Origin of the sequence: Lactobacillus johnsonii ATCC 33200, assembly GCF_000159355.1 — a bacterium.
In the GTDB taxonomy this organism is placed as follows: domain Bacteria; phylum Bacillota; class Bacilli; order Lactobacillales; family Lactobacillaceae; genus Lactobacillus; species Lactobacillus johnsonii.
The window spans coordinates 270,358-296,636 of record NZ_GG670121.1 but is presented as its reverse complement, the minus strand read 5'-3'; the positions used below and the strand labels follow the sequence as shown (position 1 = coordinate 296,636).

Genomic DNA, 26,279 nt, shown 5'->3' with positions numbered 1-26,279 from the left:
TTTCATTAAAATTCTTTGGAGGAGGAAGTTTTTTAATGCGTTCAACAAATAAGAAATTTATTAGTGCATTAGCTTGTGCTAGTGCTATGACAGCTTTAGCAATTGTAGATCCGATGGGTGTTACTAAAACTCATCAAGTAGCACAAGCCGCAACTGATAATGTACCTGCACGTTCTGCAGGTATAGATGTTTCAAGTTGGCAAAGTACAAACTTGAATCAACAAGCAAAATCTGGGGCACAATTTGCTGTCGTTAAAGTATCTGAAGGTACAAATTATCAAAATCCTAATGCTCAAGGTCAAATCCAGAGTGCTGAACAAAATAATATGATGACTATGGGTTACCACTACACTCATTTTGGCTCTGACAGCAATCGAGCAGTTCAAGAAGGAAACTATGCAGTTAATTCAGCACAACAAGCTGGTTTACCACAAGGCTCATATTTAGCAACTGATTGGGAACAAGACGTTAACAATAATACTAATGGCAGTGTTGCAGCTAATACTAATGCAATCACTAGTTTCATGGATACTGTTCATGATGGTGGATACAACCCAATGCTTTATTCTAGTGAATGGTTACTAAAGAATAAGGTCGATACTAATAAGATTTCTGAAAAGTATCCAAATGCCTTATGGGTAGCTAAGTATAAGACTAATGGTCGTGAAGACAATCCTGACTTCAACTACTTCCCATCAATGGATAATGTGGCTATCTGGCAATATACGCAAAATTGGCGCGGTCAAAATGTGGATGGAAATGTTAATGTAGTTCCTCTTTCAAACAAGACTAATACCAATAATTCAAATGCTAATAACGGACAAAGCAGTAGTCAAGCACCTGCTAGACCAAATACTAATAAGCCAGCAGAAACTGAAACTAATTGGATTAAGCAAGATGGTACTTTTACTACTGGTGGTGCAATTAATTTAAGAACTGGTGCAAGTACTAGTAGTAGTATTATTGCTCAACTTCCAGCAAATAGTGAAGTTAAGTATGATGCTTACGCTACTAAGGGTAACTACACATGGTTGAGACAACCACGTGCTAATGACCAATATGGTTACTTAGTAGGACGTGCAAATGGTCAAGATTGGGGTACTTTTAAGACAACTGCAAGTGCTACCAATACTGCTAAACCAAACACTAACACCAATAATAAACCAGCTCAACCAACTAACAAGCCAAGCACAAACACTAACGTAAACAGTGATTGGACTAAGCAAAACGGTGTCTTTGTAACTGGTGGAGCAATTAATTTGAGAACTGGCGCAAGCACTAACAGTAAAGTGATTGCAGAATTACCAGCTAATTCAGAAGTTAAATATGATGCTTACCGCACAATTGGTCAATACACATGGTTGAGACAACCACGTGCAAATGGTCAATATGGTTACTTAGTAGGACGTAACAATGGTCAAGCATGGGGAACATTCAAAGAAGGTTCTGCAACTACTGCTAAGCCAAACACTAATACTAATAAGCCAGCAGAAAAGCCAAGCACAAATACTAACGTAAACAGTGATTGGACTAAACAAAACGGTGTCTTTGTAACCGGTGGAGCAATTAACTTAAGAACTGGCGCAAGCACTAACAGTAAAGTAATTGCAGAATTACCAGCTAATTCAGAAGTTAAATATGATGCTTACCGCACAATTGGTCAATACACATGGTTGAGACAACCACGTGCAAATGGTCAATATGGTTACTTAGTAGGACGTAACAATGGTCAAGCATGGGGAACGTTCAAGGAAGGTTCTGCAACAGCAAGTAAGCCAGCAGAAACTAAGCCTGTTCAACAAACTACTCCTAAGCAAGTAAATACTAATAACAATGCTAGTTGGACTAAGCAAAATGGTACTTTCATTACTGGTGGAGCAATTAACTTAAGAACTGGTGCAAGTACTACTAGCCCAATTATTGAAACTTTACCAATTAATACTGTAATTAAATACGATGCATACTACCGTTCTGGTAACTATGTATGGTTAAGACAACCACGTGCAAATGGTCAATATGGTTATTTAGTTGGTCGTTTGAATAACCAAGCATGGGGATACAGATAATTTGAGAACAATTTTCAAATAGACTAATACATGAAAGACATGATCCTAATGGGCATCATGTCTTTTTTGTCTTATAATAAACTATGAAAAAAGCATGGAGGATATAATTTTGATTTATACAGTAACCTTAGATCCTAGTGAAAGTGTAGTAGGTAAAGGAATTAATATTTCACTTATTTTAAAAAAACTAGGTATTGATTCAATTGCGACTGGAATTGTAAATCACAAAAATGTAGAGCAAGTAGCAGAAGAGCTTGATAAAGCTGAGATTAAGAATCAATTTATTGAGCAAACTCGTGGAATTAAAATTACTGCTAAAAACCAACAAAAATTATTGGATTATTTGAAAGTCTTAAAAGCTGGTGACATTTTAGTAATTGCCGGAAGCTTTGCTAAGGGAATAGATCCAGTTTATTTGACTGATTTGGCTAAAGTTGCTGATCAAAGAGCAGCTGCATTAGTAGTAGATGTTCCTTATGAAAACGTACTTGATATCTTGCCAATGAACCCATTATTAATTAAGCCAAATGAGACTGAATTGAAGCATTGGTTCGAAAAGGATGACAAGGAAGTAACTACAAAAGAATTAATTGATATGGCTCATAGCTTAGTAGTCAAAGGAGCACAACATGTTCTTTTGTCCTTAGGTGCAAATGGTGCTGCAATTGTTAATATGATGGATGCTTTAATGGCACATGCGCCTGAAATTGAAGAAGTTGATAGTAGTGGTAGTGGGGATGCCTTACTTGGAACTTTCTTAGCTGGGATGCTTAAAGGATACACTCCTGTTAGAAATTTAGCTGATGCAATTGCTGCAGGTAGTGATACGGCTCAAAGTAAATGGCTTACTGATTTCAGAATAACCCCCGCACTTCAAAAGCAAATTATTGCTAGAAGAATTACCTTTGAAGAAGCAGAATAAATAGAATAAGTTGGCTTATAAAAGCCGACTTATTTTTTGTTGTTTTTTAGTATAATGGTACTAAATTTACTATAAGGGGAAGAAAAGTGGATCTATCTATATTTATTGTTAGTTTAGCAGCTTTAGTAATTCCAATCGTTATGGCGCGATTTAGGATTAATGCTATACCAACGGCAGTTGCTGAGATTGTGACTGGAATAATTCTAGGAAAAAGCTTATTAGATACCATAAAAATCACAAGCAGCGTATCGCTTCTATCAAATTTAGGTGTGATTTTGCTGATGTTTCTATCAGGTATGGAAATTAATTTTGATCTTTTTAAAAAGAAGGATTTACCTGAGTCTAAACAGAGTAAAATTAATCCAGCACGAATAGCAATTATTGCTTTTACCGCTATTACAATAACGGCATTTGCTTTAGCTTATATTCTAAAATTAATAGGCCTATTTAATGACGTTATGCTGGCTATGATTATTTTTATGACTGTAGCCTTAGGAGTGGTAATTGCCACTCTAAAAGAAAAAGAAATCTTATCTCGGCCGATCGGGCAAACCATATTATTAACAGCCGTTCTAGGGGAAGTAATTCCTTTATTGCTGTTGACTATCTATGCTTCAATTAACGGTGGGAATGCTGGAAGATTATGGCTTATTGTTCTGCTTTTCCTAGCAGCAATTATCTTGTTGAGACGATTTAAACAACCATATCAATGGTTTAATAAGATCTCTAAAGCAACTACTCAATTAGATATTCGATTGGCCTTCTTCTTAATATTTACATTAGTAACAGTCGCAGAACGTGTAGGAGCAGAAAATATTTTAGGTGCCTTTTTAGCTGGGATGGTTATGAAGTTACTTGAACCAAGTGAAGCAACAATGGATAAGCTAACTTCTATTGGTTATGGATTCTTTATTCCAATTTTCTTTATTACTACGGGGGTTAAGCTAGATTTGAAGTCACTTCTGGCTAATCCAAATGCTTTAATGTTAATCCCAGTTTTAGTATTGTTCTTACTTTTAGCCAAATTACCTATATTTTTGGTTTATACACGAAATTTCAATAAACGTAACAGTCTTGCGGGTACATTTTTAATTATGACTACAATTACGATTGTACTTCCAACATTAGAGGTTGCTCGTAAGTTAAATGCAATTACTGAAACTCAATCAGATGCTTTTATTTTGGCAGCCGTAGTCGTATGTATCTTAGGCCCATTTCTATTTAATTCGCTCTTTAGATTAACTAAAGAAGATAAAATTAAGCAACGAGTTGTCATGATGGGAACCAATGTAATGACTGTTCCTGTTGCTCAGGAGCTTCATGATAATTGGTATGATGTATTATTAGTAACCCATAAAAAAGAAAACTATGATACTTATAAGAGTAAAGTTGCTAATTTGAAGTTAATTAACAGCTTAGAAGAGGCATGTTTAGAAAAAGCTGGTGTCTTTGACTGTGATATTTTAGTAGCTGGATTTATTGAAGATGACTTAAATCGTAAAATTGCTCGTTTAGCAAAGGAGCATGGTGTTCAAAGAGTTATTGCTAGTCAAGAGAGACCAAAGCCGGAAACAATTAAGAAATTAGTCAGTGAAAAAATTGAAATATACAATATTTTCAATGTTCAGACTTCTGTATTAAGAGCTCTAATTGAATCACCTTCAATTTTGAGAATTTTAATAGATACTAAGAATGGCTTGTTTGAAGTAACGGTTAGAAATCATAAGTATGCTGGTCAGAAATTGATGAATCTAGACTTTATTGAACAAATGACCGTTAGTCGAATTTGGCGGAATGGTAAATGGTTAGTGCCACATGGAAATACAATCATTGAAGTAGGAGATCATCTAATTTTTACAGCTAAAGGTGAAGATGCAGAAAGAATTAGAGAAGAATTGGGTAGAAGAAATTAAATATAAAAAAATGACAGGATTTTTAGTCCTGTCATTTTTGTTAACGTTGCTTTTTTGCTTCTTGTAAAACAGCTAGAGTATTTAGACTATGGGTAAAAGCTTGATCAGCAACTGTAAAATCATGTTGATCAATAATCTTAGTGAATTCGATAAATTCAGCAATCATTCGATGAGAATACTTGTTGTAGTTAACAACTTTCGGCTCTTCTCCTCGTAATTGGATGCCAACTTTTGGCATTTCATTAGGATGGCCGTAAATTATGAGTGCACCTTTTTCACCTTCAATGGTGCTGACATTAGGTGAAAAGCTATCTTTAGCAGCAATTGAACTGGTCTGTTTATCAGAATATCCCAAATGAAGGATACCAGAAGTATCAATATTTTTTTGAATAGTTGGGAAATATTTAACAGAATCTGGCTTACCAAATAATTTAATAATAATGTGTAAGTTGTAGATGCCTAAATCCATTAGAGCCCCACCATCTTTTTTAGGATCGAAAGCTGGTTGAATGTCCCCTTCTAAGAAAGCATCATAGCGACTTGAATATTGAGTGTAATTAAGATTAACGACATGAATGGGGGAAATTTTAGCTAAGTTATCTTCAATGAATTTAAAGTTTTCTAAATAAATGTTAGTGATCGCCTCAACAATAATTACTTGGTTTTTATCAGCAATTTCTTTTAATTCACGTGCTTCATCAGTTGTAGCAACAAATGGCTTTTCACAAATGACGTTTTTTCCTGCTTCTAATGCGGCCTTGGCAATACTAAAATGCAAACTATTTGGAACAGCTACATAGACAGTATCGACATTAGCATCATTAAATAGGTCAGTATTGTCTTGATATAATTTTGAAATATTGTATTTTTCTTGCAATTCAAGACCAATTTGATGACTTCTTTTAGTAGTTGAAAGAGCCGCAAGTTCAAGATTTGGGATTTGATCAGCAATTGATAGAAAATCATGAACAATTTTTCCTGAGCCAATAATGCCTAGTTTCATAATAAAATCTCCTTAATTAAGTTTAAAATTTAATTTTTTAGCATTTTTAGTAACTGAGGAAGGTACTGTTAATTTTTTAACTTTATTAATGTCATAAAGATGTAAGGTGAGAATACCTTCTTTCTTACTATTATAAGTAACTTTATAGTACATATCAGTTAGTTGTTTTTTTCGATTAATCGAAATTCGTACATCAATATTTTTAACATTGGTTGATTGCGGATCGCTAGTGGGAGCGACAGTAGTCGCTTTTTGCATGCTTTTAATTACGTCGCTATTATCACCCTTATAGGAAATAACATAACTATTAAATCCATTAGATTTAAGTGTCATATGCTTAAAGGCATCGTCAGAAAATTGGGTGAAATCATGTGCAGTATAGAGCTTTTTATAGCCTGAATAAACTTCACTGAAGATGGCATTTTGTTTAATGTAATTCCATTGTTTCGTGCCATCACGGTGGTAAACATAGTCTTTGTTACCCCATAACTCAGAATTAGTATCAGATTTAGGGATGCTTTTCATGGTAATATGGATGGCATTATCTAGACCGACGACATAATTTGAATACATTTTTGACTTTGCATTAGTAGTTTTAACATTAACGCGTGCAGTAGCAATTTTGGTATTGGCAGCCGTAGTTAATGCATCTTTAACGCTTGGCTTATTAAATGCAATAATTGCGCCCCAGACTACTACTATTAGGATAATAATACCTAAAATTAAAGCGGCAATTTTGCCGCCTTGATTGTTAGAAAAAATAATCTTTTTATCTTTGATTTTATTTTTTTCCATCAGTGTATCTTTCTAAATGATTATTGATTATTTTGTTCTTCTTGTGCTTTCTTGATGTCTTCAGCACTAATTGCATTCTTTTGAATGTCAGAAGGAACGGCTAAATCACTGTGTTGACCTAATTGGTCATAAGTTAGGTTCCAAGTGAAGTTATATTTTCCGCCAGCAGTATATTGGGCCTTAAAGGTCATTGATTCGACATTTTTGGTAGTTGGATCAATTAAATAAGTGATCTTAAGATTTTGAACTTGAGCTGATTTTACTAAGCGGGCCACCTGTATATTTTGAGAACCAGGAGTGTTCATGGCATCAATAATCAAAGGATTGACAGCATTCCATAGGTTGGCATCAGTACCATCAAAACTAATTTCATAATTTCCATTTTTTCTTTGAACAGTGGCTTTTTTAGCAAAAGCTTTATTAATTTTCTTAAAAGTTGCAGGATCGAATCTTTCCTTTACTTGATCAGGATCAAAAGTGTCTGCATCAATTGAGTTTTTAATCCAATGACCCTTGTTTTGCTCTAAAAGTAAGTACATGTCCTTCATGGTAAGCCACATTTGTTCAGTTTGAGATTTTTTCTTTTGAGTTAAGGTATAAGTAAGATTAGTTACATCACCTTTGTTTTTGAATAAACCTTCTGATTTTGACTTTTGGCTCATTTCATCAGAATTAGTGGTTTGAGTGAAGTGACCGTTAGCAAAGCTAGAATTAAATTTTGCATTGATTAATGAGCTTGCAGAAGGCTCAGTACTCTTTGTTTGTTTACTGCTTTTATTTGAACAAGCTGTAGTTAAAGAAAATAAAATTACTCCCAATAAAATTAGGAAGCTGAATTTTTTCTTCATAAAAATATATTCCCCCAATAAATGTATCTATCTTATTTTATTTTACTCTATTTTTGGCTGAAAAAAGTATTCTAAGAGCTTAACTTTAGTGCTTTTTAAGGACATTTAAAATATTGCGTAATTTACTGCCTTTAACTTGTAAGTTGCTTACTGCTTGGGTTACCTCAATGCAGCCAATATATTTACCATGTTCATTATGAAGACTATAGAAGGAAATGTTAATTGGTTGTTTCTTTTTGGTAATCATAATTGAAATGTTTTTACGCTTGCCGGCGTGCATTTGATCTAGAACTTCCTTAACATGCTTTTGACTGTGGCCGGGATGCACTTCAAAAACAGTCTTACCTATAACTTTTTCAGTACGCTTAAATAAGCGCTTCTCATTCATAGAGGACCAGACAACACGGTCGTTTTCATCTAAAACGTCCATTTCTTGTGGAATTGTTCTAAAAATTGCATTTAGCTGTTCAAGTGAGAGATGCCCACCATCTAACTTGATATTTTCCATAATTAAATACTTCCAATTCATCAAAATTAATATATCTATCGTTATTTTAACATTAAACATTTTGTGAATTAATCAAGCTTTTTTTCGTAATTCCTATGAAAATTTTGAATAAGCGTGTAAAATAGTTAGTGAAACATTGAATTTTAAAGGAGATACAGTTCATGTCGAAATTAGTTTTAATTCGTCACGGTCAAAGTGAATGGAACCTTTCTAACCAATTTACTGGTTGGGTTGATGTAAACCTTTCAGAAAAAGGTGTTGAAGAAGCTAAGAAGGCTGGTCGTTTAATTAAGGAACATGGTCTTGAATTTGATCAAGCTTACACTTCATTATTAACTCGTGCTATCAAGACTTTGCACTACGCACTTGAAGAAAGTGACCAACTTTGGATTCCTGAAACTAAGACTTGGAGATTAAACGAACGTCATTACGGTGCTCTTCAAGGTTTAAACAAGAAGGATACTGCTGAAAAGTACGGTGACGAACAAGTTCACATTTGGCGTCGTTCATACGATGTTTTGCCACCAGCTATTGATGACGATAACGAATACAGTCAAGCACATGACCGTCGTTACGCAAATCTTGATCCACATATCGTTCCTAAGGCAGAAAACTTACACGTTACTTTAGATCGTGTAATGCCATTCTGGGAAGATCACATTGCTCCAGATTTACTTGACGGCAAGAATGTTATTATTGCTGCACACGGTAACTCACTTCGTGCTTTAACTAAGTACATTGAAAACATCTCTGATGATGACATTATGGACTTAGAAATGAAGACTGGTGAACCAGTTGTTTACACATTTGACGACAAGTTAGATGTTGTTAACAAAGAAAAGCTTGACGACTAATTTTTAGTTCTTGAGTAAAAGAAGCTCCGACATAAGTCGGGGCTTTTTTGTTTGGAAAAAAAGACCTCTTTTTGCGTAATTATAAATGTAGTAAATGTTTTTAATTTATGCGCATATGTGTATAATTATCAGCAAGGAGAGAAAAAGTGGTTAAAAGAAGGGATATCATCAAAGATCTACTTAACAAAGGGATGATAATTGATGAAGGTAAAAGAAATAATAGACATGCACGTGTAACAAATCCTTGGAATGGATTAAAGGCACCGTTAGCTAGACATCGAGAAATATCATATTATACAGTAAAAGCTCTATATAAAGAACTAGGTCTTGAAGAACCTGCTAATTTAAAAAGATAGTGATGAAAGGAATAATCATGAAAGAAAGAATTGTAACATATCCAGCAATCTTTAAACCAATTGAAGATAATGTTTACTTTATTAGTTTTCCCGATGTTAAGGGAGCCATTACTGAAGGACATGGACTAAAAGATGCTTTTGAAATGGCAGCAGATGCTTTGGGAACAATTTTGTTTGATGAAAAGAAATTGCCAAAAATGACTGATCCCGCTGAGATTAAAATAGAGGATCCTGGCGCTTTTGTCGCATTAGTATCGACTGATTTAACAAAATCAGCAGCTAACTTTGAAAAAACTGTTAGAAAAAATGTAACTGTACCTGCTAAGCTAGCTCTCCAAGCTGAGAAAAAGAAAATTAATTTTTCCAAAGTACTAACAGAAGCACTTAGGGAAAAATTGAATTACCAATAATAAAAAATTCCGAAATTCTATCAATTGATGATAAATTTCGGAATTTTTTGTTTTTGGAAAATGTTGGTATAAAGGGAAAGTTATTAAAGCGGTGTAAAAAATTACAACAAATTGTGTGAAAAGGCTTGACTTAGTTGAAAATGGGGGGGGTTAAACTACGCTTGTATAAACTGTTATTTATTATTTTTTTGGAGGATGTAAAATGAAGAAAAGAACAACAATGTTGATGTCTGCTTTGTTTGTAGCTGGAGCATTTGCGCTTAATGGAAATGTTGCTAAAGCTGACAATGTACAAGCAGTAAATAATAACAATGCTAATAGCACGGAAGTTAAGCAAAACACAGTTAATGCTGGTAGCAGTAAGTTAAATGTTGCTAGTGCACAAAAAACTATAAATAGTAGACAAGGAGTTCCTGACGAGAATCCACTTCAACAAGAACGTATAGAGGAAAAATATTCTAATTCTCCAGTTAAAGGAATAGTAGCAAGAAACTATGATGCTGCTTATCCTAAGTCGGATCCCTTATCTAATATTGTAAAAAACGAGAATTATTGGTTTGGACATGGAATTGAAAATAAAGATCAAATACATTTTGATAAAATCGATGCACAGTTAGTAGATACAAAAGGAAAAGTAGACAAATATCTTGATGATACTTTTAATGAAAGAAAAACCCAATTGTCCACTGATCAAAACAATGCTGCTAAAGCATTAATTGATACGCATGTTCCAAACGAAATTTTGAATGTTGGTTACGAAATGAGTCCGAGCGATAGTCAAAGACTTAAAATGCAAGGACGTAATAATGAAGCCTTAGAAAGTTTATATGGTGCTATTACTTATCCATATCTTGGAACACTAATAAGTGCACGAACTAATTTATCCGTATCAGATTATAAAAATGAAGCAGATAACTATGCTAATAAATTAGCTCCTTTTGTAGCAAAGAATGTTGGAAAAGATGAACAGTGGGTTTTGAAGTATACCGATCCTAGTGTTGTTCGAGTTTATGATATTGATGATAACGGTAGAAACAATGGTCTTCCAGCATATGACTAAAGAACTATTAAAAATTGATTATGACGCCTACAACAGAAATCACGGTATCAAATCAGATGAAAATGCTTCTTACAACAAGAACCAATCAGCAACTGATGCAAAGAAGGATCAATCTTCTGAAAAAGTAACAAACGATACTACTTCAAAGAAAGATCAATCAACTACAAACACATCATCAAATACTAACCAAACTACTGAAAGTAAGTCTTCAACTACTTCATCAAAGACTACTTCTGATACTAAGACTCCAGTAGCTAAGAATGAAGGTTCAAATACTAAGACCACTGATGTAGTTAAGAGTGAAAACAAAGCTACTGAAAATACTGCAAGTGTAGTTAAGAATGATACTAAAGCTGCAACTGAAAAAACTACTGATGTTAAAGTTGTTGCTCCAGCAAAGAATGCTTCAAATGAAGTAAAGACTACTTCTACTACACCAGCTGCTGCAGCAAAGGGCTCACAAGCAAAAGCTACCGAAAATAAATTGCCACAAGCCGGAACTGACAAAAAGATTAGCTTATTTGCAAGTTTAGCTGGTTTGTCAATTGCTTCTCTTGGATTAGGTGCTTTAGGTGCAAGTAAGAAGAGAAAGAACGACTAATTAAGCGTATAAAATTAGTATCTATAAAAGCATATTCCTAATCGAATATGCTTTTTTTATGAGTAATAGGAAGAATAAAAGTATGGATAGATAAGTAATGAAAAAGAAAGTATTAATTACAGCAGCAATATTGTCAACACTTTTATTAGCAGGCTGTAGTAATCAAAATACGAGTAGTGGAAACCATGATAGTAAGAAAAGTTCAGTAGTTTCTACTAAAAAGAGCTCGAACCAAAGCGGCGAGTCTAAAAATAGCGCAGAAGAAATGGACAGTGAACAATCTTCTAGCTCTAGTTCGGCTAATAAGAGTGAAAGTAGCTCTAGTATAAAGCAATCCAATACTAAAGCTGAAAAAGAAACAAAAAACACTGCTAAAAGCAATAACAGTGATAACAAGATGAACTTTGATCAGATTGAGCAAGGAAACTATAGCAGCTTAGCTGGAACCTGGAAATCCACAAAAATTGTTGTTCGAGATGGTGGAGAAGACAAGGCGAATACTGAAAATCCAATTACCTTGGTTGTAACTCCAAATACAATCCAAATGGTGGGCGGCGATAAAGTAGTTGTTAATAAAGATGGAGTAAGTTATAACGACGATCTACATCCCTTAACCTTCCAAAAAACGCAGAATAGTTTAACTGGTTCATTACATGATGCTCAAATTAACTGGTCTGTTTCATTCTATCCAGCAGGTTCTACTGATTTTGTAATTAATGGTGAAAAACAAGCTCCATCTTCAAAGAACTTAATTGTATTTTGGAAAAGCGGAATGAGTACAATCATGGTTTTTGAGAAAGAGTAATAAAGAGGTCAATTAATGCATAACTACGAAAAATCAAAGAAAAACAAAGCAAACTGGATTGTAGTTGCGGTAATAGTTCTGGTAGCAATTATCTCCTTAATTGGATGGAGTAATTATAGATCTCATCATTTAGCTGGAACTTATACTAACCAAGCAACATTTTTAGGTGTGACATCAAAAACAAAACTAGAATTTTCTAATGATAAAAAAGTAAAGATGACAAATGGTACGACATCAGAAAATGATACTTATGAATTGTCCGGTAATGATTTAAAAATAAAAAATGAAGATGATGAAGTAATTATGCGTGCTAAGTTAGCTGATGATCGAAAATCATTTAAAGTAAAATCAATTGCTGGTGATATTTTCGGTATCCTCAAAAATATTGAATTTACCAGACAAAGCTAAAATATATTAATGATGATATTCACTTCAAAATCTTATATAATTGTAAAAGAAAAGGAGATAGAGACTCGCACTCTCTACCTTCAATCGTAACTTAAGATGACTGATTGTGTGGCTAATCCTTGTGATTAGCCTTTTTTGTTATTGCATAAGCAATTGCTGCACGGATTAGGAAAATACCCAATGCGTTTAATGAGATTCGCCCGTAAATCCCCGTATTTTAATGCGGGGATGGATAGTGCTTACCGTCTTTGATTGCGTTATAGACTTGATCGTTGATGTATTTCTCTACCACTTCTTTTGACATATTGCCTACACTGCCAAAATAATAGCTTGGCGACCATAGATGTCCGCCCCACATCTTGTTTTGCCTAATTTCAGGATGTGCCTGCAAAAACAACCTGCCACTTCTGCCTTTTAGAGCCTTGATTACACTAGAACCAGATTTAGAAGGCTTAAAGCTAACCAATAAGTGAACATGTTCGGGCATGATCTCCATTTTTTCTATCTTAATTTGATTATCCTCGGCAATCTGCAATAAAAGCTTTCGCATTTCTTCGGCTAAATTGGTATTTGTAAAAATCTGATTGCGGTATTTGGTACACCAAATCAAATGATAATGAGTATTGTAGACGTAGTGCTTTTCATAGCCTGCGTCTTTTATTTTGTCTTTCTTTTTTATCATAGGAAATACTGTTATCCTCTTTGTTTATAAGCGTTTACTATTGATCATAATATCTACATAGTCTATGATTAAATCATATCAATAAAGGGAGTGAAAAAATGAAAAGAATGAGCAGTTTTGAATATCACTTTGGCGTAAAAGTAAGGTTCTATCCTAGCAATAATCAAAAGAAAATGATTAAGCAGAATTATGACGCACAGCGTTTTGTTTATAACCAATACGTTGGCGCTGGCCGTTTGATCTATCACGTTAAAAAGGCCAATAGGATCAAACAGCTTAGCAGCGGTTTGCCCTTTGTAATGCAGGGAATGTCTGAATATGAAAATCAACAAGCATTAAGAATGATTGATACGCAAGACTTAATTTCTAAACCTAAAAATATTAGAGATAAGTATGATTTCTTGCGTGTTGAAGACATTGATAGCTTGGCTATCGCCAATGCAATTCAAAATTATCACAAAGCATGGAGAAACTATCATAAAATTGGCTATGGAATACCAACCTTTCACAAGAAACGAAACAACTGGTCATATCAGACTAACTGTCAGTACATAAAGCAAGACGAAGCCTATCTTGATAATGGCACGGTTAGATTTATTGACGCTAAGCATGTTAAGCTTCCTAAACTAGGAACAGTGAGAATTGTAGGATTGCGCAAGCTGATTAAAAAGCGCCTGCTTGACCGTATTCCTACTCGAATCGGCACTGCTTCAATTAAGAAAACGGCAGACGATCAGTTTTATCTTTCTTTACAGCTGGGAAGTGATATTGCCTTTGTCAAAGACTATGCTAAAACACAAAAGCAGATCGGCATTGATCTTAACTTGGATAATTTCTTGACGGATTCTAACGGTGCAATGGTAGCTAATCCAAGGTTTTATTGCAGAGCCAAGAAAAAGCTCGCCCACGCTCAAAGAATACTTTCACGTAGAGAACGCAGAGCCAAAAAAGAAGGACGCTCTTTGTGTGAATCCAAGAACTATCAAAAACAGCGCCTAGCCGTCGCTAAACTGCACGACAGGATTCGCAGACAGAGACAAGACTTTTTGCACGTTCTTTCTACTGCATTAATCAAAAACCACGATTTAGTAGTAGCCGAAGAACTAAGAAGTAAAAATCTGTTAAAGAATCATGTTCTTGCCCAATCTATTTCTGATGCAGGATGGCGGAGTTTCTTAACCATGCTCGAATATAAAGCTGATCTTCATGGCAAAAAGTTTGTCACGATTGACCCAAAATTTACTACGCAAAGGTGTCATAATTGCGGAAACATAATGGGACAAAACGGCTATAAGAAACTTACGCTTAAGGATCGGAAATGGACTTGCCCAGTATGCGGAAGTTATCACATAAGAGATTGGAATGCTTCTGTAAACATCTTAGAAAAAAGCAAAGGTATTTGGAAAAATCCTAAAATAAAAAAAGCAATCTAAATAGACTGCAGTCCGTTTGGCAACTTGCGGACTCAAAAGGCTTTGGTAATTGGGAAAACCGCTGTTTGGATTTTCGCAATTCAAGCAAGTTAAGCCTGTATCTAAGCAAATTGGTGAAATAGTTAGCGCAAGCTAACGAACCACCAAGCCCAGAATTCATTCTGGGGTAGTTGACGACAATGCCGATAGCAATAGCAGCTATTATCAAGGCAGACCAACACTCTAGCCTATCCAAATTATCATGACTTCCACCTCCGTAACCTAAAATATATGTGAGGGGTGTAGAGCCATGAAAAGTTACTAAGCTCTTATATTAGCTATCTATAAAAGCCTAATAAAAATTATATCAAAATATGAATTGAGAATTTGTAGTATTAAATACAAAAAAAGACATTCCAACAGGAATGTCTAAAGTGTGACTATATGTTTAAATTTTGATTTAACTAAGAACTAGTTTTATAATTTTACCAACTAGCTTTACGCACACCAGGAAGTTGTCCCTTGTGTGCTAATTCTTTAAAGCGTAAACGTGATATACCAAACTTACGCATATAACCATGTGGTCTACCATCATGTAAATCACGGTTATGGTAGTGAGTTGGGTGAGCATCAAGCGGTAATTTTGCTAATGCTTCTACGTCACCAGCTTCTTTTAATTCATAGTATTTCTTGATTAATTCACGCTGCTTAGCAGCCTTAACGATTTTGGATTTTTTTGCCATATATCTTTCCTTTCGAATATAGAGTATAAAAAATAGTTTAATTAAGAATAAAAAATGACTAATTCGAGCTAACTTAAAGTAAGCACATTGTATTAAATTATTAATAATTTGTCAAAAAGAAAGTATTTTAAAAAGAATTAGTTTAAAATAAGTAATGATTGATTAAAGAAGGGAAAATAAGCCGTGGGTATTTTTAAAAGAATACTTCATAATGAAGACTTGCGACAGCTAATAATTTATGTATTAATTGGTGTGTTAGGATTAGGTGTTGACTTTGGAATTTTTGCCATTTTAACTCACTTTAAGATGCAAGTCGAAGTAGCTAATTTTATTTCATCATCTTGTGGGTTGATCAACAACTTTTTCTGGAATAGTTTTCTTAACTTTAAGGTTCACGATAAATTATTAGTAAGATTTATCTCCTATTATTTAGTAGGACAAATTACAACTTTGTTTACAACTGTCTGCCTATTTATTTTTGTAACTCAACTTGGCTATAATCAATTGATTGTAAAGGCTGTTTCTACATTTATCGCTACCTTGATCCAATTTGTAATTAATAAGTTACTTACCTTTAGAAAAATTAAAACTACTAAACCAAAAGTAGACGTTAGAAAGTAATAAGAAAGACTGTTAAAGTATGAAAAAATTATCAATTATAGTACCTTGTTATAATGAAGAAGAATCTGTACCACTTTTTTATCCCGCAGTGAATAAAGTAATGGATACTATTCCTGATCTAGAACCAGAATATTGGTTTATTAACGATGGATCGAAGGATAATACCCTAAAAGAAATTAAAGAAGTACGCAAGAAGGATCCAGAGCATGTACACTTTGTTTCATTTTCAAGAAACTTTGGTAAGGAATCCGCTCTTTACGCTGGACTTCAAGCGGCAACTGGAGATTATGTAGTTGTAATGGATGTTGACTTACAAGATCCTCCTAAGTTCTTACCACAAATGTATGATCTAATTAAAACCGGAGAATACGACTGTATTGGAACCCGTAGAGTGGATCGTACTGGAGAAGCTAAATTTAAGTCCTTCTTAAGCGATATGTTTTATAAGGTGGTTAATAAGATCTCTGATACTGAAATCGTACCAGGAGCTCGTGATTATCGAATGATGACTCGTCAAATGGTAGACGCAGTTTTGAATATGCCTGAATACAACCGTTTTTCAAAGGGTATTTTCTCTTGGGTTGGATTTAAGACCAAATACTTAGACTATCACAACGTTGAACGTGTTGCTGGTGAAAGTGACTGGAACACTTGGAAGTTATTCAAGTACGCCATGGATGGGATTGCCGACTTTTCTCAGGCTCCGCTTAACTTGGCTGTATGGATTGGTACAGGATCATTTATTTTATCAATTATTGGATTGATAGCAGTGATTATCCGTCGTGTGCTTTACCCAGGTTCAAGCATTTTTGGTTGGGCTTCAATGGTATGCATTATATTATTACTGGGTGGTCTGCAACTTCTTTGCATTGGTATTTTAGGTAAATATATTGGTAGGGTATATATACAAGTTAAGAATCGACCAATTTATATTATTAAAGAGAAAAAATAAATATGACAAAAACCGAAGTTCACGTGGAGCTTCGGTTTTTTAATGAGAAATATTAAAATTTAAGAGTTTTGGTCTTCTTTAATAGTTAGGCTTAATAATAGGCCAATTACAATTAAAACTAAAGTGAAGTAAAAGACGTAGTGAGTACCATTAGTGAATTTAACAGCACTGGAGCCAGCTACAGTACTTTGTCCTGTAGCTAATAAAATCGTTGCAATAGCAGTCGCAATCGCACTTACAATTTGTTGAAGGGTATTCATGATTGTTGAACCATCAGCAGATTCTGGTCCTTGAATCGCGTTTGGAGCATAAGTTTAGGCAGGCGACATAGCTAGTGGACAACCAATCATTAGAATGATCTGAGCTAAAATAATATACCAAATCGGAGCCGTTGGGGCAGCTAAGGCAAGCATTAGGGCACCGATTAAAGCAATAATAAAACCTAAAATGGTAGGTCTCTTAGCACCCTTGGCTGTCATAAATTAGCGGAGGTTAAAGCATTAATAATACCGCCTGGAAGCATAATGATACCGGTAAGGGCCACAGCAATTGAAAGTCCATTTTGGATGAATTGTGGCAATAAATACATTGCTGACAAAATAATACCAAAATCAATCATGACTAACAGGGCACCAGTTCGAAACTGTGGAATAGAAAATATTTTTAAATTTAAAATTGGATTTTCTAACATAAGTTGGCGATGAACATAAAGGGCCAAAACAATAATTGCTAGAACAAATAATCCGATTACAGGTACAGAAGTCAAGCCTAGGTCAGAGGCTAAACTAACACTAGCCACCAAACTGGCAAAACCTACGGCCGATTCAATAATAGAAAGATAATCGATTTTAGGCCTAGTAATTTTAGTTGTGTTTTTTAATGAAGTAAAAGCAAAAATGATTGCTACTACCAAAAATGGTACGAACATACAAAAAATCCAATTCCAAGATAATTTGGCTAAAATTAAACCGGTAACTGTTGGTCCGATTGCGGGAGCTAGCATAATTACCATCGCGCAAACACCCATTGCTGCCCCTAAACGATTAGGCAGGAAAATTTGCATTGCGACAGTAAACATTAGCGGTAAGACAATGCCTGTTCCGATTCCTTGAATCATTCTTCCTAAAAGTAAAATTTCAAAACTAGGTGCTAAGGCAGAAATAATCGCTCCAAATAAGAAAGCACATAGACCAAAAATAACTAATTGTCGTGTTGTAAACCACTTAGTAAGCAAACTTGAAAGTGGCAAGATAATACCGATAATTAACATATAGCCGGTAACGAGCCATTGAATAGTACCGCTTCCGACATGAAAAGCGCTCATTAATTGCGGCAAAGCAATGTTTAAGATGCTTCAGATAACATCCCTACAAAGGCTCCGATCATTAGCGCAGCCATTGCCATCCAAGGATGAGCAACAAAAATCAGCGGCTTTAATTCAGGACGTGTTTGTGATTGTACTTCTTCCAAAAAAAATTCCTCCTGTATTTAATTTCTAAAAAAGCGTCGCTGATCATACTAACAGAAAAATTTTTTCTCGTAAGTAATTTTTTTGAAGATTCTAAATTTGAAAAGTGCGATAATTTGAACAAGGGAGAATTTACGAATGAAAAAATTAACAAAAGATATCTGGATAAAGATTGCTTTATCTCTTCTAGGAGTTTTGGCTGCTACTTTGGTCTATGTACCTAACTATGCTCTAGTTGATCAAGGGCTCAAAGGTAGATGTGCTATCTTTTTTATTATTGCGATAGTTTTACTTTGGCTACCGATGGAGCTAAAGAGCAGTATTTTTGCACTTAATTTTTACTATGAATTAGGTTTGATTTTGATTATTGTCTTTTTCATGACTAATCAAATGGCAATGAATTTTACTATTGGTCTAGTGATTGCTTTGCTTTTACTAACTTGGATTGGAATGGTAATTTTCAAAAATAATTTAGTCATGAATCAAAAAAATAGTGAGCTTTTAATCATTAGACTTGTCATGATGCTGGTTTTAGCATATTTAGCCTATATCAGCGGGTTTGCAGCTCTTATGGGAGCTGAGATCTTTACAGTACAGGGACAAACTTGGCTACTTATTTTGGGTTTTGTTCTGTGTGTATATTATCTCGTCTTAGCGGGAAGTATTTGGCAACCATGGTTTAGAAGATGGACTTCTTGGATCATGATTTTAGTAGCAGTTGTTTTGCATATGTTATTTGCAAGTGCCACCTCTTTAAATATTATCTTTCTGCCTTTAGTTGGAGAGGCTATTTTACTTATTCTAGTTTGGCGGAGTAACAGAATTTTAATGAAAAAGAAAAGGATTTCATAATTAGCTCTTGTCAGACTGTATCGATCCTTGATAGAATTAATTGTTTAAAAATTTGGGAGAGATACAAAATTATGAAATATATTTATTTGTTTTTACCAGCAATCGGCTGGGGACTTATGCCCTTAGTTATTGCAAGTGTAAAGAATAGTACAGTTTATAATCAAATCGTTGGTACTGTTGCTGCTTCATTTATTTTTGGCGCAATTGTAATGGCAATTATGCATCCAGCAATGAGCTGGTCACTCTTCTTGCTTTCTGCATTAGGAGGAGTTTGCTGGGTGATTGGTCAAGTTGGTCAATATATTTCCTATGAAAAAATTGGTGTTTCTGAAACTATGCCAATTTCTACCGGTTTACAATTAATCGGGGTTCCTCTTGTTGGGGTACTTGCTTTTGGTGAGTGGAGCAGCCCTCAAGCTAAACTTTACGGCTTCATTGGAATCTTAGTTTTGATCATTGGAGTTGTTTTAACTTCATTTACTGATCGTGGAACAAGCGAAGGAAACAAATCTAATCAAGTAAGTACTATTATCTTGCTTGTTTTAACTTCACTTGGATATATTACTTCAAGTTCTATTCCAAAGGCTTTACATGGAAACAGCATTTCTATTTTCTTTGGTCAAACTTTTGGTATGTTAGTAGCTGTATTTATTTATACATTGGTTACTAAGAATTTGCATGTTTGGAAAGAAAAATCTACAGTTCAAAGTGGTGGGGCAGGTATTCTTTATGCAATTGCCGCATTAGCTTACATTCTTTCTGTTCAAGATAACGGAGTTAACATGGCTTTCGTTATTTCTCAACTTTGTGTAGTGATTTCTACTTTAGGTGGTTTGATTTTCTTACACGAAAAGAAAACTCGCAAAGGCTTGATCTTTACCATTGCAGGCCTAATTTTAATTATTGGCGGTGCAATGTTAACTACATTATTCTAAGGAATGAAAGAAGGCATCCCACGTCTGGGATGCCTTCTTTGTATCAACTTGTCCTAATTCATAAATCATTTTTAATATTAGAACACTTTTAATTGTATTAGAACTAAATTAAAAGTCAAGTTAAATACATAGAGCTTTTTAACAAATAAAAAAGTATTTAAAGTTAAATAACAAGTAAAGAAATAGAAAATTCAATAATAAATTATATGTTATCGCTTACGGTTGACATATTAAGTATGGCGTGATATTTTCAAAATGGGATTGGTCGAAATTGTTTAGGAGGACAATGGATGCTAGCAATTGAAAACAACCAATTAAAGGTTGAAATTAATGAGGTCGGCGCTCAACTTACTCATGTAGTTGATAAGACTACGAATGCCGACTATATCTGGAATGGGAGTGAATGGGAAAGACATGCTCCGATTCTTTTTCCGGTAATCGGAAAATCGAATGACAATAAATATATTTTAAATGGAAAAATATATGAGATGAAACAACATGGCTTTGCACGGGATTATCCTTGGACAGTTGTGGACAAGGGGGATGATAGAGTAAGTTTGACTTTAACTGAAAATGAAGAAACTTTAACTGTTTATCCCTTTCACTTTAGTCTAATGGTTACTTACACGTTAGAGGCTAACCAATTAAAGGTAGAGTTTTTAGTTAAAAATAATTCAGAAGAAACGATGCCTTTTGGTCTTGGATTCCATCCAGGATTTAATGTTCCAATCGTTGGAGATGAATTGGAATTTTCTGATTATGAAGTTTCATTAAGTCCAGAAGTTACAGAATTAACTCAATTCCAAATTGATCCTATTCCATTTAGAAATGGTAAAGTTATTCCAGTACCTAAGGCAGAAAAAAGTACGTTACCTTTATCATATTCAGAATTTGATGATGGGTTGATTATTATTAACAATCCTGGATTAACTGGAATTGTATTATCGAGTGCAAAATCTGACCATCAGATTTCTTTAACTTTAGAAGATTTTCCATATGTGGCACTTTGGACAATGACAGATCCAGAAGCTAAATTCTTATGTATGGAGCCTTTTGCTGGACTACCTGATGTTAAAAGTGACGAATTAACTGATTGGATGAAAAAAGAGGGAAATAACTTCTTAAAGCCAGATGAAAGCACACATTTTTCAACAACAATTACTTTAAAATAAGATAGAAAGAGGGAAGCAATAAGTTTTCCCCTTTTTTACTAATTAGTTAAGATTTGTCATAATTAAGTTTTAATAATGTGATTTTGCTATAATATCCTTGTTTTAAGAAAGTTTGAGAAAGAATATTATGGATAATAAGCCCCAAGAACCTATTCACTCAAGAGTTGAGTTGAATAGAGAAAAACATAATAAGAAAAAAAAGGTTCAAATTATTATTGGGATAGTTTTAGTTTTGTTTTTAGGACTTGGAATTTATGCAGGTTCCGTTTATTTAAAAGCAAAAAATGCTTTTGATAAAACTTATGATCCTAAAACAGCAGTCAAGCAAGATAGCTTTTCTGGTAAGGAGCCCTTTAATATTTTGTTGTTAGGAACAGATACTGGAGCCTTTGGCAGAAAAGAAGTTCGCGGAAACTCAGATACAATGATTTTAGTGACCGTGAATCCGGCCAAAAAGAAACTTTCTTTAATGTCCATTCCACGTGATACAATGGCCCGGATGATTGGTACAGATAGCTTTAGTGTGCATAAAATTAATGCCGCTTATAATATTGGCGGAGCAAAGATGGCAATGCAGACCACAAGTAAAGTTCTCAATGTGCCAATAAAATACTATATTTCGATGAATATGGGTGGCATGCGTAAGATTGTTGATGGAGTTGGTGGCATTACAGTGACGCCACCATTGACCTTTACTTATGATGGCTATACCTTTACTAAAGGAAAAACAGTTCACTTAAATGGTAGTCAAGCTTTAGCTTACTCTAGAATGCGCTATGACGATCCTAAGGGAGATTACGGTCGTCAATTGAGACAGCGTGAGGTCATTATGTCCGTTTTAGAGCACGCACTTTCCTTTAATACTCTCAAAAATTTAGATTCAATTTTAGGTTCAGTGTCTACTAGCCTGAGGACAAACTTAACTTTTGATTCAATGGTTAAGATTAGTAAAAACTATCGTAAATGTACTAACAATATGTCTAGTGACTACTTGCATGGTGTAGGAGCAATGATTGGAGACGCTTCGTACCAAGTAATGTCTGATAGAGAATTACAAAGAATTTCAAATATTGTGAGAAATGATCTTGGGTTAGATTCGATGGATATTGATAATAATGAAACTTATCAAAATTCAATGAATTCCCAATTTAATTGGAACAGTGGTGACTCTAATCAGGTATACTACATATATGATCCGCATACGGATGAATTATGGAATGGAGATAGAGCGTACTAATGGATGAATTTGTCTCGCTAGTAATAGGATATTTCCTCGGAAATATCCTTTTTGCTATGATTGTTACAAAAATATTTTTGCATAAAGATCCGACTAAATACGGTTCTGGTAATCCAGGAACGGCTAATGTCGGAGCAGTTTTTGGTAAAAAATGGGGTATTCTGACTTGCATTGGTGATTTAGCCAAAACTTTAGCTGCTTTGTTAATTGTTTACTTTATTTATCATGGTAATCGTCTAGATTTGTCTTTTGCAGGTCTTGGAGTGATTTTAGGACATTCTTTCCCATTTTGGAATCATTTTAAGGGTGGTAAAGGAGTAGCAGTCACTGCATTGTGGATTGTCTTTTTTGATTGGAGAGCGGGCTTAATTGCTTTATTAATTGGCCTATTTTTAGTCATTATTATGAAGAACCTTACTATACCACCGTTGGTCTATATGTTAGGATTCAGCATTTTTACTTGGATTAATTTTGGCTGGGAACAAGGGTTAATCTTTTTAATTGCTACCTTAATCATGATTTTTCAATTTAGAAAAGATATTGTCGATTTCTTTACTGGTAAGGGTAAGCGTGTGGATGTATTAGTCACAATTAAGAAAAAGCTGGGGATATACAAATGAAATCAGTATTGAAAAAGACAATCCAGTGGATTTTACTTATAGTTTTACTGTTGGGAATATTAATTCAAACCTTAGGCTTTTGGAATTATAATCCGCCAACCGTTGCTGGCCGAACAAAAATTGGTTTAATGATTGGTTTAGTAGAGCTAGCCGTGATGGTTTGGTATGGGATGAGCTATGGTGACAAGGAATACAGCTTTAAGGAAACAGTTAAAAGTTGGCTTGAAGGAGTAATTACCCTAGTCATCTTTTATCTAGTGTTCGTTATTTCTTTGCCGCAATTTTTCTCTGCTTGGAACTTATGGGGAATCTTCTTTCCCGTTTTAACAAGTACATCAGCTTTATTTAGTGGGATTATTATTTCTTTATTCTTTCAACCTTTTATTTTTAGGCTGCAAAATAAGTTAAGTACTAAGCAAAATGTTTTGTTATTAACTACAATTACAATTTTGATCTTTACCTTAAGTGCAGGTAATTCGCTTTTAACTAGCTATAGTATTTTTGGCCTCTATTTGGTATTGCCATTTGCCTGGGGAATGCTTATTTCAAAAATTACTGTATCTAAGAGGCTAGTAGCTGCCTTAACAGTTGCAACAGTAATCTTACTTCCCGCAGTTTATTATTTCACTATTCAATTAATACCAATTCAAACTCCACAAGCTGTTGTCTTCACACAGATGAACATGTCATGGAATACGAGCTTGTTAATGAGTCTATCATCGCCATTGATGATCTTATTTGTAGTAACTGGCGGATTACTTTTTAGAAAATGGTTGGTAGATGTATCACATAGTGCATTGTCTCTTTTAATTCCTGCAATTATCTTTGGGACAACTGCTTATGGAATGACTTTATGGAAGGAAAAGCTTCAATTATTACTGGCTCCTGTTAGTAAAAAAGTCACTTTTCTCTTAATTTTGTCATTATTGATCGCAAGTTTTATTATTAATTTTATTTTTAATAGATTTGTTCTATCAAACAAGCATGTGCAAAAATTTCTGAATAAATTTACTGGCACAGATTTAAATGATCTTCTTAATCTATTAAACAGCGGCTTAAATTTCCTTAAGAAGCATAGGCCAATAATATGTCTCTTTGCATATTTTATGGTTGTAAGTATTATTGGTTTCTTTACATTTAAGAGTAATGTTAACGTTACCTTGACTTATATTTTTACCAGTAGACTTGGAACTGTTATTTTGTCCAGTATTTTTCTTCTAGCATGTTTTGAAGTCTTTTATGTAATTACCAAGCACTTCTGGGTAGCAGCAAGTATTCCAACTATTTTGGGTTTAGGAATTGCGATTGCTAATGGCATTAAAATGAGCTTGAGAGAAGAGCCCGTTTATCCAACCGAAATTGGTGAAATTGTTAATTGGAAAACTTTAATTCCAATGATGGGGACAAATAATTTAATCTATATTTTAATTGGATTAGCTGTCCTAATCGTTTTAATTGTCTTTTTAGAAAAGAAGTTTCCAATTAATCTCAAGCGTAAAAAATCAAGCTGGGTAAAATTGGTTATTAGCCTCTTAGTTTTAATTACACCTTTGTGGTTTAACGATGAAAATTCACCGATCTATTATATTTCCAAGGGCTTTGATAATAGTCCTAACTTTAGAAATCCACCAGATAGTACGGGAGCTAACGGCTCAATTCTGACTTTTCTAGACTTTATTAAAGTGCCGATCATGGATAAGCCAGCTAATTACTCAGAAAGTTCCATAAAAAAAGTAGTTGAAAAATATCAGAATGAAGCAGTAAGCATTAATAAGACGAGAAAGAATAAGTTAAGTGATCAAACACTTGTCTTTAATCTTAGCGAAAGTTTTGTTGATCCAAAAGAATTCCCAAGTGTTAAGATTTCTAATGATGTTCGTGATCCAATTAAATATATTCGAAAATTGATGACAACCACTACTTCTGGCCACATGCTTAGTGCTGGTTATGGTGGCGGAACTGGAAATATGGAATATGAATCCTTAACTGGATTTAACATGGGAGTATTTTCTACTGCAGTCACGCCATACACGCAAGTTACATTCCGTTACAAGTTTTATCCAACAATTGGAATGGACTTTAAGTACAGCAGTGCCTTACATCCATTTAATGGTACATTCTACGGCCGAATTGATAATTATCGTCGCTTTAAGTTTAATAAATTTGCTTACTTAGGCTCTAAGTATAAGATTTACGACAAAAAGACTATTGGAACTAATCCATATTTATCTGATGAGACAGCTTATCAAAATGGTTTGCGACAAATTAATAGTCAAAAAGATGGTCAGTTTATCAATTTAATTTCAATGCAAAACCATATTCCATATGGTGATTATTATTCTCCAAATGAATATAAAGAAAATGTTAGTGGGTCTCTAATTTCTGATGAAAATACTAAAAACAGTTTTGCTGCATATACTAAAGGTATTGAATACACAGATAAGGCTGTGAAAAAGTTCATTAAACAGATTGATAAAATCAATAAGCCAATTACCCTTGTATTTTATGGTGACCACTACCCAGCAATTATTGATCAGACACAATTAAACAAGTATCCGGTAAAATTACATGCAACGAACTACTTTATCTATTCAAATAAGTATGCCCGTGAGCATGGTGCTAAGAGTAAAATCAAGCCAAATAAATATGTCTCAACAGCTTCCTTTATTCCAATGGCTTTAGAGCAAACTAATTCAAAAGTAACAGCTTATCAAGCCTTGCTTACTAAGATTTATCAAGAATTACCTGCTATCACTATTAACTATTCTGGAGATGATGGCTTTGAATTAATCGATCAAAATGGTAAGCAAGTTTCTGAGAAGAAATTAACTAAGAAACAAAAAGAGTTACTAAAGGATTATCAATTAATTCAATATGACATGTCTGCTGGGAAAGGATACAGTTTAGAGACTAAGGGTTTTTATAAATAAGCAGTTGACTAAATAGCCATTCTCCCTTATGATCATAGGTAATATAGTAGCCACTTAATTCAGTGTTCAGAGAACTAGCGGTTGGTGTAAGCTAGGCAGGTTAAGT

25 protein-coding genes and 1 pseudogene are annotated in these 26,279 nt (G+C 34.2%); 19 read left to right on the top strand and 7 right to left on the bottom strand.

What is annotated here, in order from left to right; genetic code table 11:
* Positions 1–35: 35 nt before the first annotated feature.
* From HMPREF0528_RS06555 to HMPREF0528_RS06545, 3 genes are all read left to right on the top strand, one after another.
* The gene (locus tag HMPREF0528_RS06555) at positions 36–2,066 is read left to right on the top strand and encodes a GH25 family lysozyme (RefSeq protein WP_004896054.1); all 2,031 of its coding nucleotides are present in this window, start codon (positions 36–38) and stop codon (positions 2,064–2,066) included.
* A 94-nt stretch (positions 2,067–2,160) separates the two neighbouring features.
* Entirely contained in the window at positions 2,161–2,988 is an 828-nt protein-coding gene (locus HMPREF0528_RS06550; protein ID WP_004896053.1) for a PfkB family carbohydrate kinase, read from the top strand.
* A gap of 86 nt (positions 2,989–3,074) precedes the next feature.
* Positions 3,075–4,901 (top strand): monovalent cation:proton antiporter family protein, encoded by a 1,827-nt coding sequence (locus HMPREF0528_RS06545; RefSeq protein WP_004896052.1) that lies wholly within the window; start codon positions 3,075–3,077, stop codon positions 4,899–4,901.
* Positions 4,902–4,941: 40 nt separating this feature from the next.
* Here the strand turns inward: HMPREF0528_RS06545 and HMPREF0528_RS06540 are convergent, their stop codons facing one another.
* The 4 genes from HMPREF0528_RS06540 to HMPREF0528_RS06525 form a co-directional block, all read right to left on the bottom strand.
* Positions 4,942–5,904 (bottom strand): Gfo/Idh/MocA family protein, encoded by a 963-nt coding sequence (locus HMPREF0528_RS06540; RefSeq protein WP_004896051.1) that lies wholly within the window; start codon positions 5,902–5,904, stop codon positions 4,942–4,944.
* Positions 5,905–5,916: 12 nt separating this feature from the next.
* Complete coding sequence (locus tag HMPREF0528_RS06535; protein ID WP_004896050.1) at positions 5,917–6,699, bottom strand: hypothetical protein; 783 nt, start codon at positions 6,697–6,699, stop codon at positions 5,917–5,919.
* A gap of 20 nt (positions 6,700–6,719) precedes the next feature.
* Positions 6,720–7,547 (bottom strand): DUF6612 family protein, encoded by an 828-nt coding sequence (locus HMPREF0528_RS06530; protein ID WP_004896049.1) that lies wholly within the window; start codon positions 7,545–7,547, stop codon positions 6,720–6,722.
* 85 nt (positions 7,548–7,632) lie between these two features.
* Positions 7,633–8,055 carry a PAS domain-containing protein gene (locus HMPREF0528_RS06525; RefSeq protein ID WP_034525287.1) on the bottom strand — a complete coding sequence of 141 codons (423 nt, stop codon included), beginning with the start codon at positions 8,053–8,055 and terminating at the stop codon, positions 7,633–7,635.
* A gap of 161 nt (positions 8,056–8,216) precedes the next feature.
* Between HMPREF0528_RS06525 and HMPREF0528_RS06520 the strand changes: the two genes are divergently transcribed.
* The 7 genes from HMPREF0528_RS06520 (at position 8,217) to HMPREF0528_RS06490 (ending at position 12,549) form a co-directional block, all read left to right on the top strand.
* Complete coding sequence (locus HMPREF0528_RS06520) at positions 8,217–8,909, top strand: 2,3-diphosphoglycerate-dependent phosphoglycerate mutase (protein WP_004896047.1); 693 nt, start codon at positions 8,217–8,219, stop codon at positions 8,907–8,909.
* 146 nt (positions 8,910–9,055) lie between these two features.
* Positions 9,056–9,265 (top strand): hypothetical protein, encoded by a 210-nt coding sequence (locus tag HMPREF0528_RS06515; protein WP_004896046.1) that lies wholly within the window; start codon positions 9,056–9,058, stop codon positions 9,263–9,265.
* Between the two features lie 17 nt (positions 9,266–9,282).
* Positions 9,283–9,675 carry a type II toxin-antitoxin system HicB family antitoxin gene (locus HMPREF0528_RS06510; protein WP_034525286.1) on the top strand — a complete coding sequence of 131 codons (393 nt, stop codon included), beginning with the start codon at positions 9,283–9,285 and terminating at the stop codon, positions 9,673–9,675.
* Positions 9,676–9,877: 202 nt separating this feature from the next.
* A complete protein-coding gene (locus HMPREF0528_RS06505) occupies positions 9,878–10,735 on the top strand; it encodes a hypothetical protein (protein WP_004896044.1) in 858 nt (285 codons plus the stop codon).
* Positions 10,728–11,336 (top strand): LPXTG cell wall anchor domain-containing protein, encoded by a 609-nt coding sequence (locus tag HMPREF0528_RS06500; RefSeq protein ID WP_004896043.1) that lies wholly within the window; start codon positions 10,728–10,730, stop codon positions 11,334–11,336. The genes HMPREF0528_RS06505 and HMPREF0528_RS06500 overlap by 8 nt, the downstream gene beginning before the upstream one ends.
* A gap of 97 nt (positions 11,337–11,433) precedes the next feature.
* Positions 11,434–12,141, top strand: a complete 708-nt coding sequence (locus HMPREF0528_RS06495) for a DUF6287 domain-containing protein (protein WP_004896042.1) — start codon at positions 11,434–11,436, stop codon at positions 12,139–12,141.
* 15 nt (positions 12,142–12,156) lie between these two features.
* Positions 12,157–12,549: a hypothetical protein gene (locus tag HMPREF0528_RS06490; protein ID WP_004896041.1), complete on the top strand. Its 393-nt coding sequence runs from the start codon at positions 12,157–12,159 to the stop codon at positions 12,547–12,549.
* A gap of 217 nt (positions 12,550–12,766) precedes the next feature.
* Here HMPREF0528_RS06490 and tnpA read toward each other — a convergent pair whose 3' ends face one another.
* Positions 12,767–13,231 carry an IS200/IS605-like element ISLjo5 family transposase gene (tnpA, locus tag HMPREF0528_RS06485; RefSeq protein ID WP_004896040.1) on the bottom strand — a complete coding sequence of 155 codons (465 nt, stop codon included), beginning with the start codon at positions 13,229–13,231 and terminating at the stop codon, positions 12,767–12,769.
* A gap of 98 nt (positions 13,232–13,329) precedes the next feature.
* On the opposite strand from tnpA, the gene HMPREF0528_RS06480 reads away from it, so the two are divergent.
* A complete protein-coding gene (locus HMPREF0528_RS06480; protein WP_004896039.1) occupies positions 13,330–14,664 on the top strand; it encodes an RNA-guided endonuclease InsQ/TnpB family protein in 1,335 nt (444 codons plus the stop codon).
* A gap of 464 nt (positions 14,665–15,128) precedes the next feature.
* Here the strand turns inward: HMPREF0528_RS06480 and rpsN are convergent, their stop codons facing one another.
* Positions 15,129–15,386, bottom strand: a complete 258-nt coding sequence (gene rpsN / locus HMPREF0528_RS06475; protein WP_004896038.1) for a 30S ribosomal protein S14 — start codon at positions 15,384–15,386, stop codon at positions 15,129–15,131.
* Positions 15,387–15,569: 183 nt separating this feature from the next.
* On the opposite strand from rpsN, the gene HMPREF0528_RS06470 reads away from it, so the two are divergent.
* A complete protein-coding gene (locus HMPREF0528_RS06470; RefSeq protein ID WP_004896037.1) occupies positions 15,570–16,007 on the top strand; it encodes a GtrA family protein in 438 nt (145 codons plus the stop codon).
* A gap of 19 nt (positions 16,008–16,026) precedes the next feature.
* Positions 16,027–16,959, top strand: a complete 933-nt coding sequence (locus tag HMPREF0528_RS06465; protein WP_004896036.1) for a glycosyltransferase family 2 protein — start codon at positions 16,027–16,029, stop codon at positions 16,957–16,959.
* Between the two features lie 59 nt (positions 16,960–17,018).
* Here HMPREF0528_RS06465 and HMPREF0528_RS06460 read toward each other — a convergent pair.
* A pseudogene (locus HMPREF0528_RS06460) lies at positions 17,019–18,429 on the bottom strand (DHA2 family efflux MFS transporter permease subunit).
* Between the two features lie 136 nt (positions 18,430–18,565).
* Here HMPREF0528_RS06460 and HMPREF0528_RS06455 point away from each other — a divergent pair.
* From HMPREF0528_RS06455 to HMPREF0528_RS06430, 6 genes are all read left to right on the top strand, one after another.
* Positions 18,566–19,279 carry a hypothetical protein gene (locus tag HMPREF0528_RS06455; protein ID WP_004896031.1) on the top strand — a complete coding sequence of 238 codons (714 nt, stop codon included), beginning with the start codon at positions 18,566–18,568 and terminating at the stop codon, positions 19,277–19,279.
* A gap of 71 nt (positions 19,280–19,350) precedes the next feature.
* The gene (locus HMPREF0528_RS06450; protein WP_004896030.1) at positions 19,351–20,214 is read left to right on the top strand and encodes a GRP family sugar transporter; all 864 of its coding nucleotides are present in this window, start codon (positions 19,351–19,353) and stop codon (positions 20,212–20,214) included.
* Between the two features lie 290 nt (positions 20,215–20,504).
* Positions 20,505–21,386 carry an aldose 1-epimerase family protein gene (locus HMPREF0528_RS06445; protein ID WP_004896029.1) on the top strand — a complete coding sequence of 294 codons (882 nt, stop codon included), beginning with the start codon at positions 20,505–20,507 and terminating at the stop codon, positions 21,384–21,386.
* Between the two features lie 127 nt (positions 21,387–21,513).
* The gene (locus HMPREF0528_RS06440) at positions 21,514–22,623 is read left to right on the top strand and encodes an LCP family glycopolymer transferase (RefSeq protein ID WP_004896028.1); all 1,110 of its coding nucleotides are present in this window, start codon (positions 21,514–21,516) and stop codon (positions 22,621–22,623) included.
* A complete protein-coding gene (locus HMPREF0528_RS06435) occupies positions 22,623–23,243 on the top strand; it encodes a glycerol-3-phosphate acyltransferase (protein ID WP_004896027.1) in 621 nt (206 codons plus the stop codon). The genes HMPREF0528_RS06440 and HMPREF0528_RS06435 overlap by 1 nt, the downstream gene beginning before the upstream one ends.
* The gene (locus tag HMPREF0528_RS06430) at positions 23,240–26,173 is read left to right on the top strand and encodes an LTA synthase family protein (protein WP_004896026.1); all 2,934 of its coding nucleotides are present in this window, start codon (positions 23,240–23,242) and stop codon (positions 26,171–26,173) included. Before HMPREF0528_RS06435 ends, HMPREF0528_RS06430 begins: the two co-directional genes overlap by 4 nt.
* Positions 26,174–26,279: the final 106 nt, after the last annotated feature.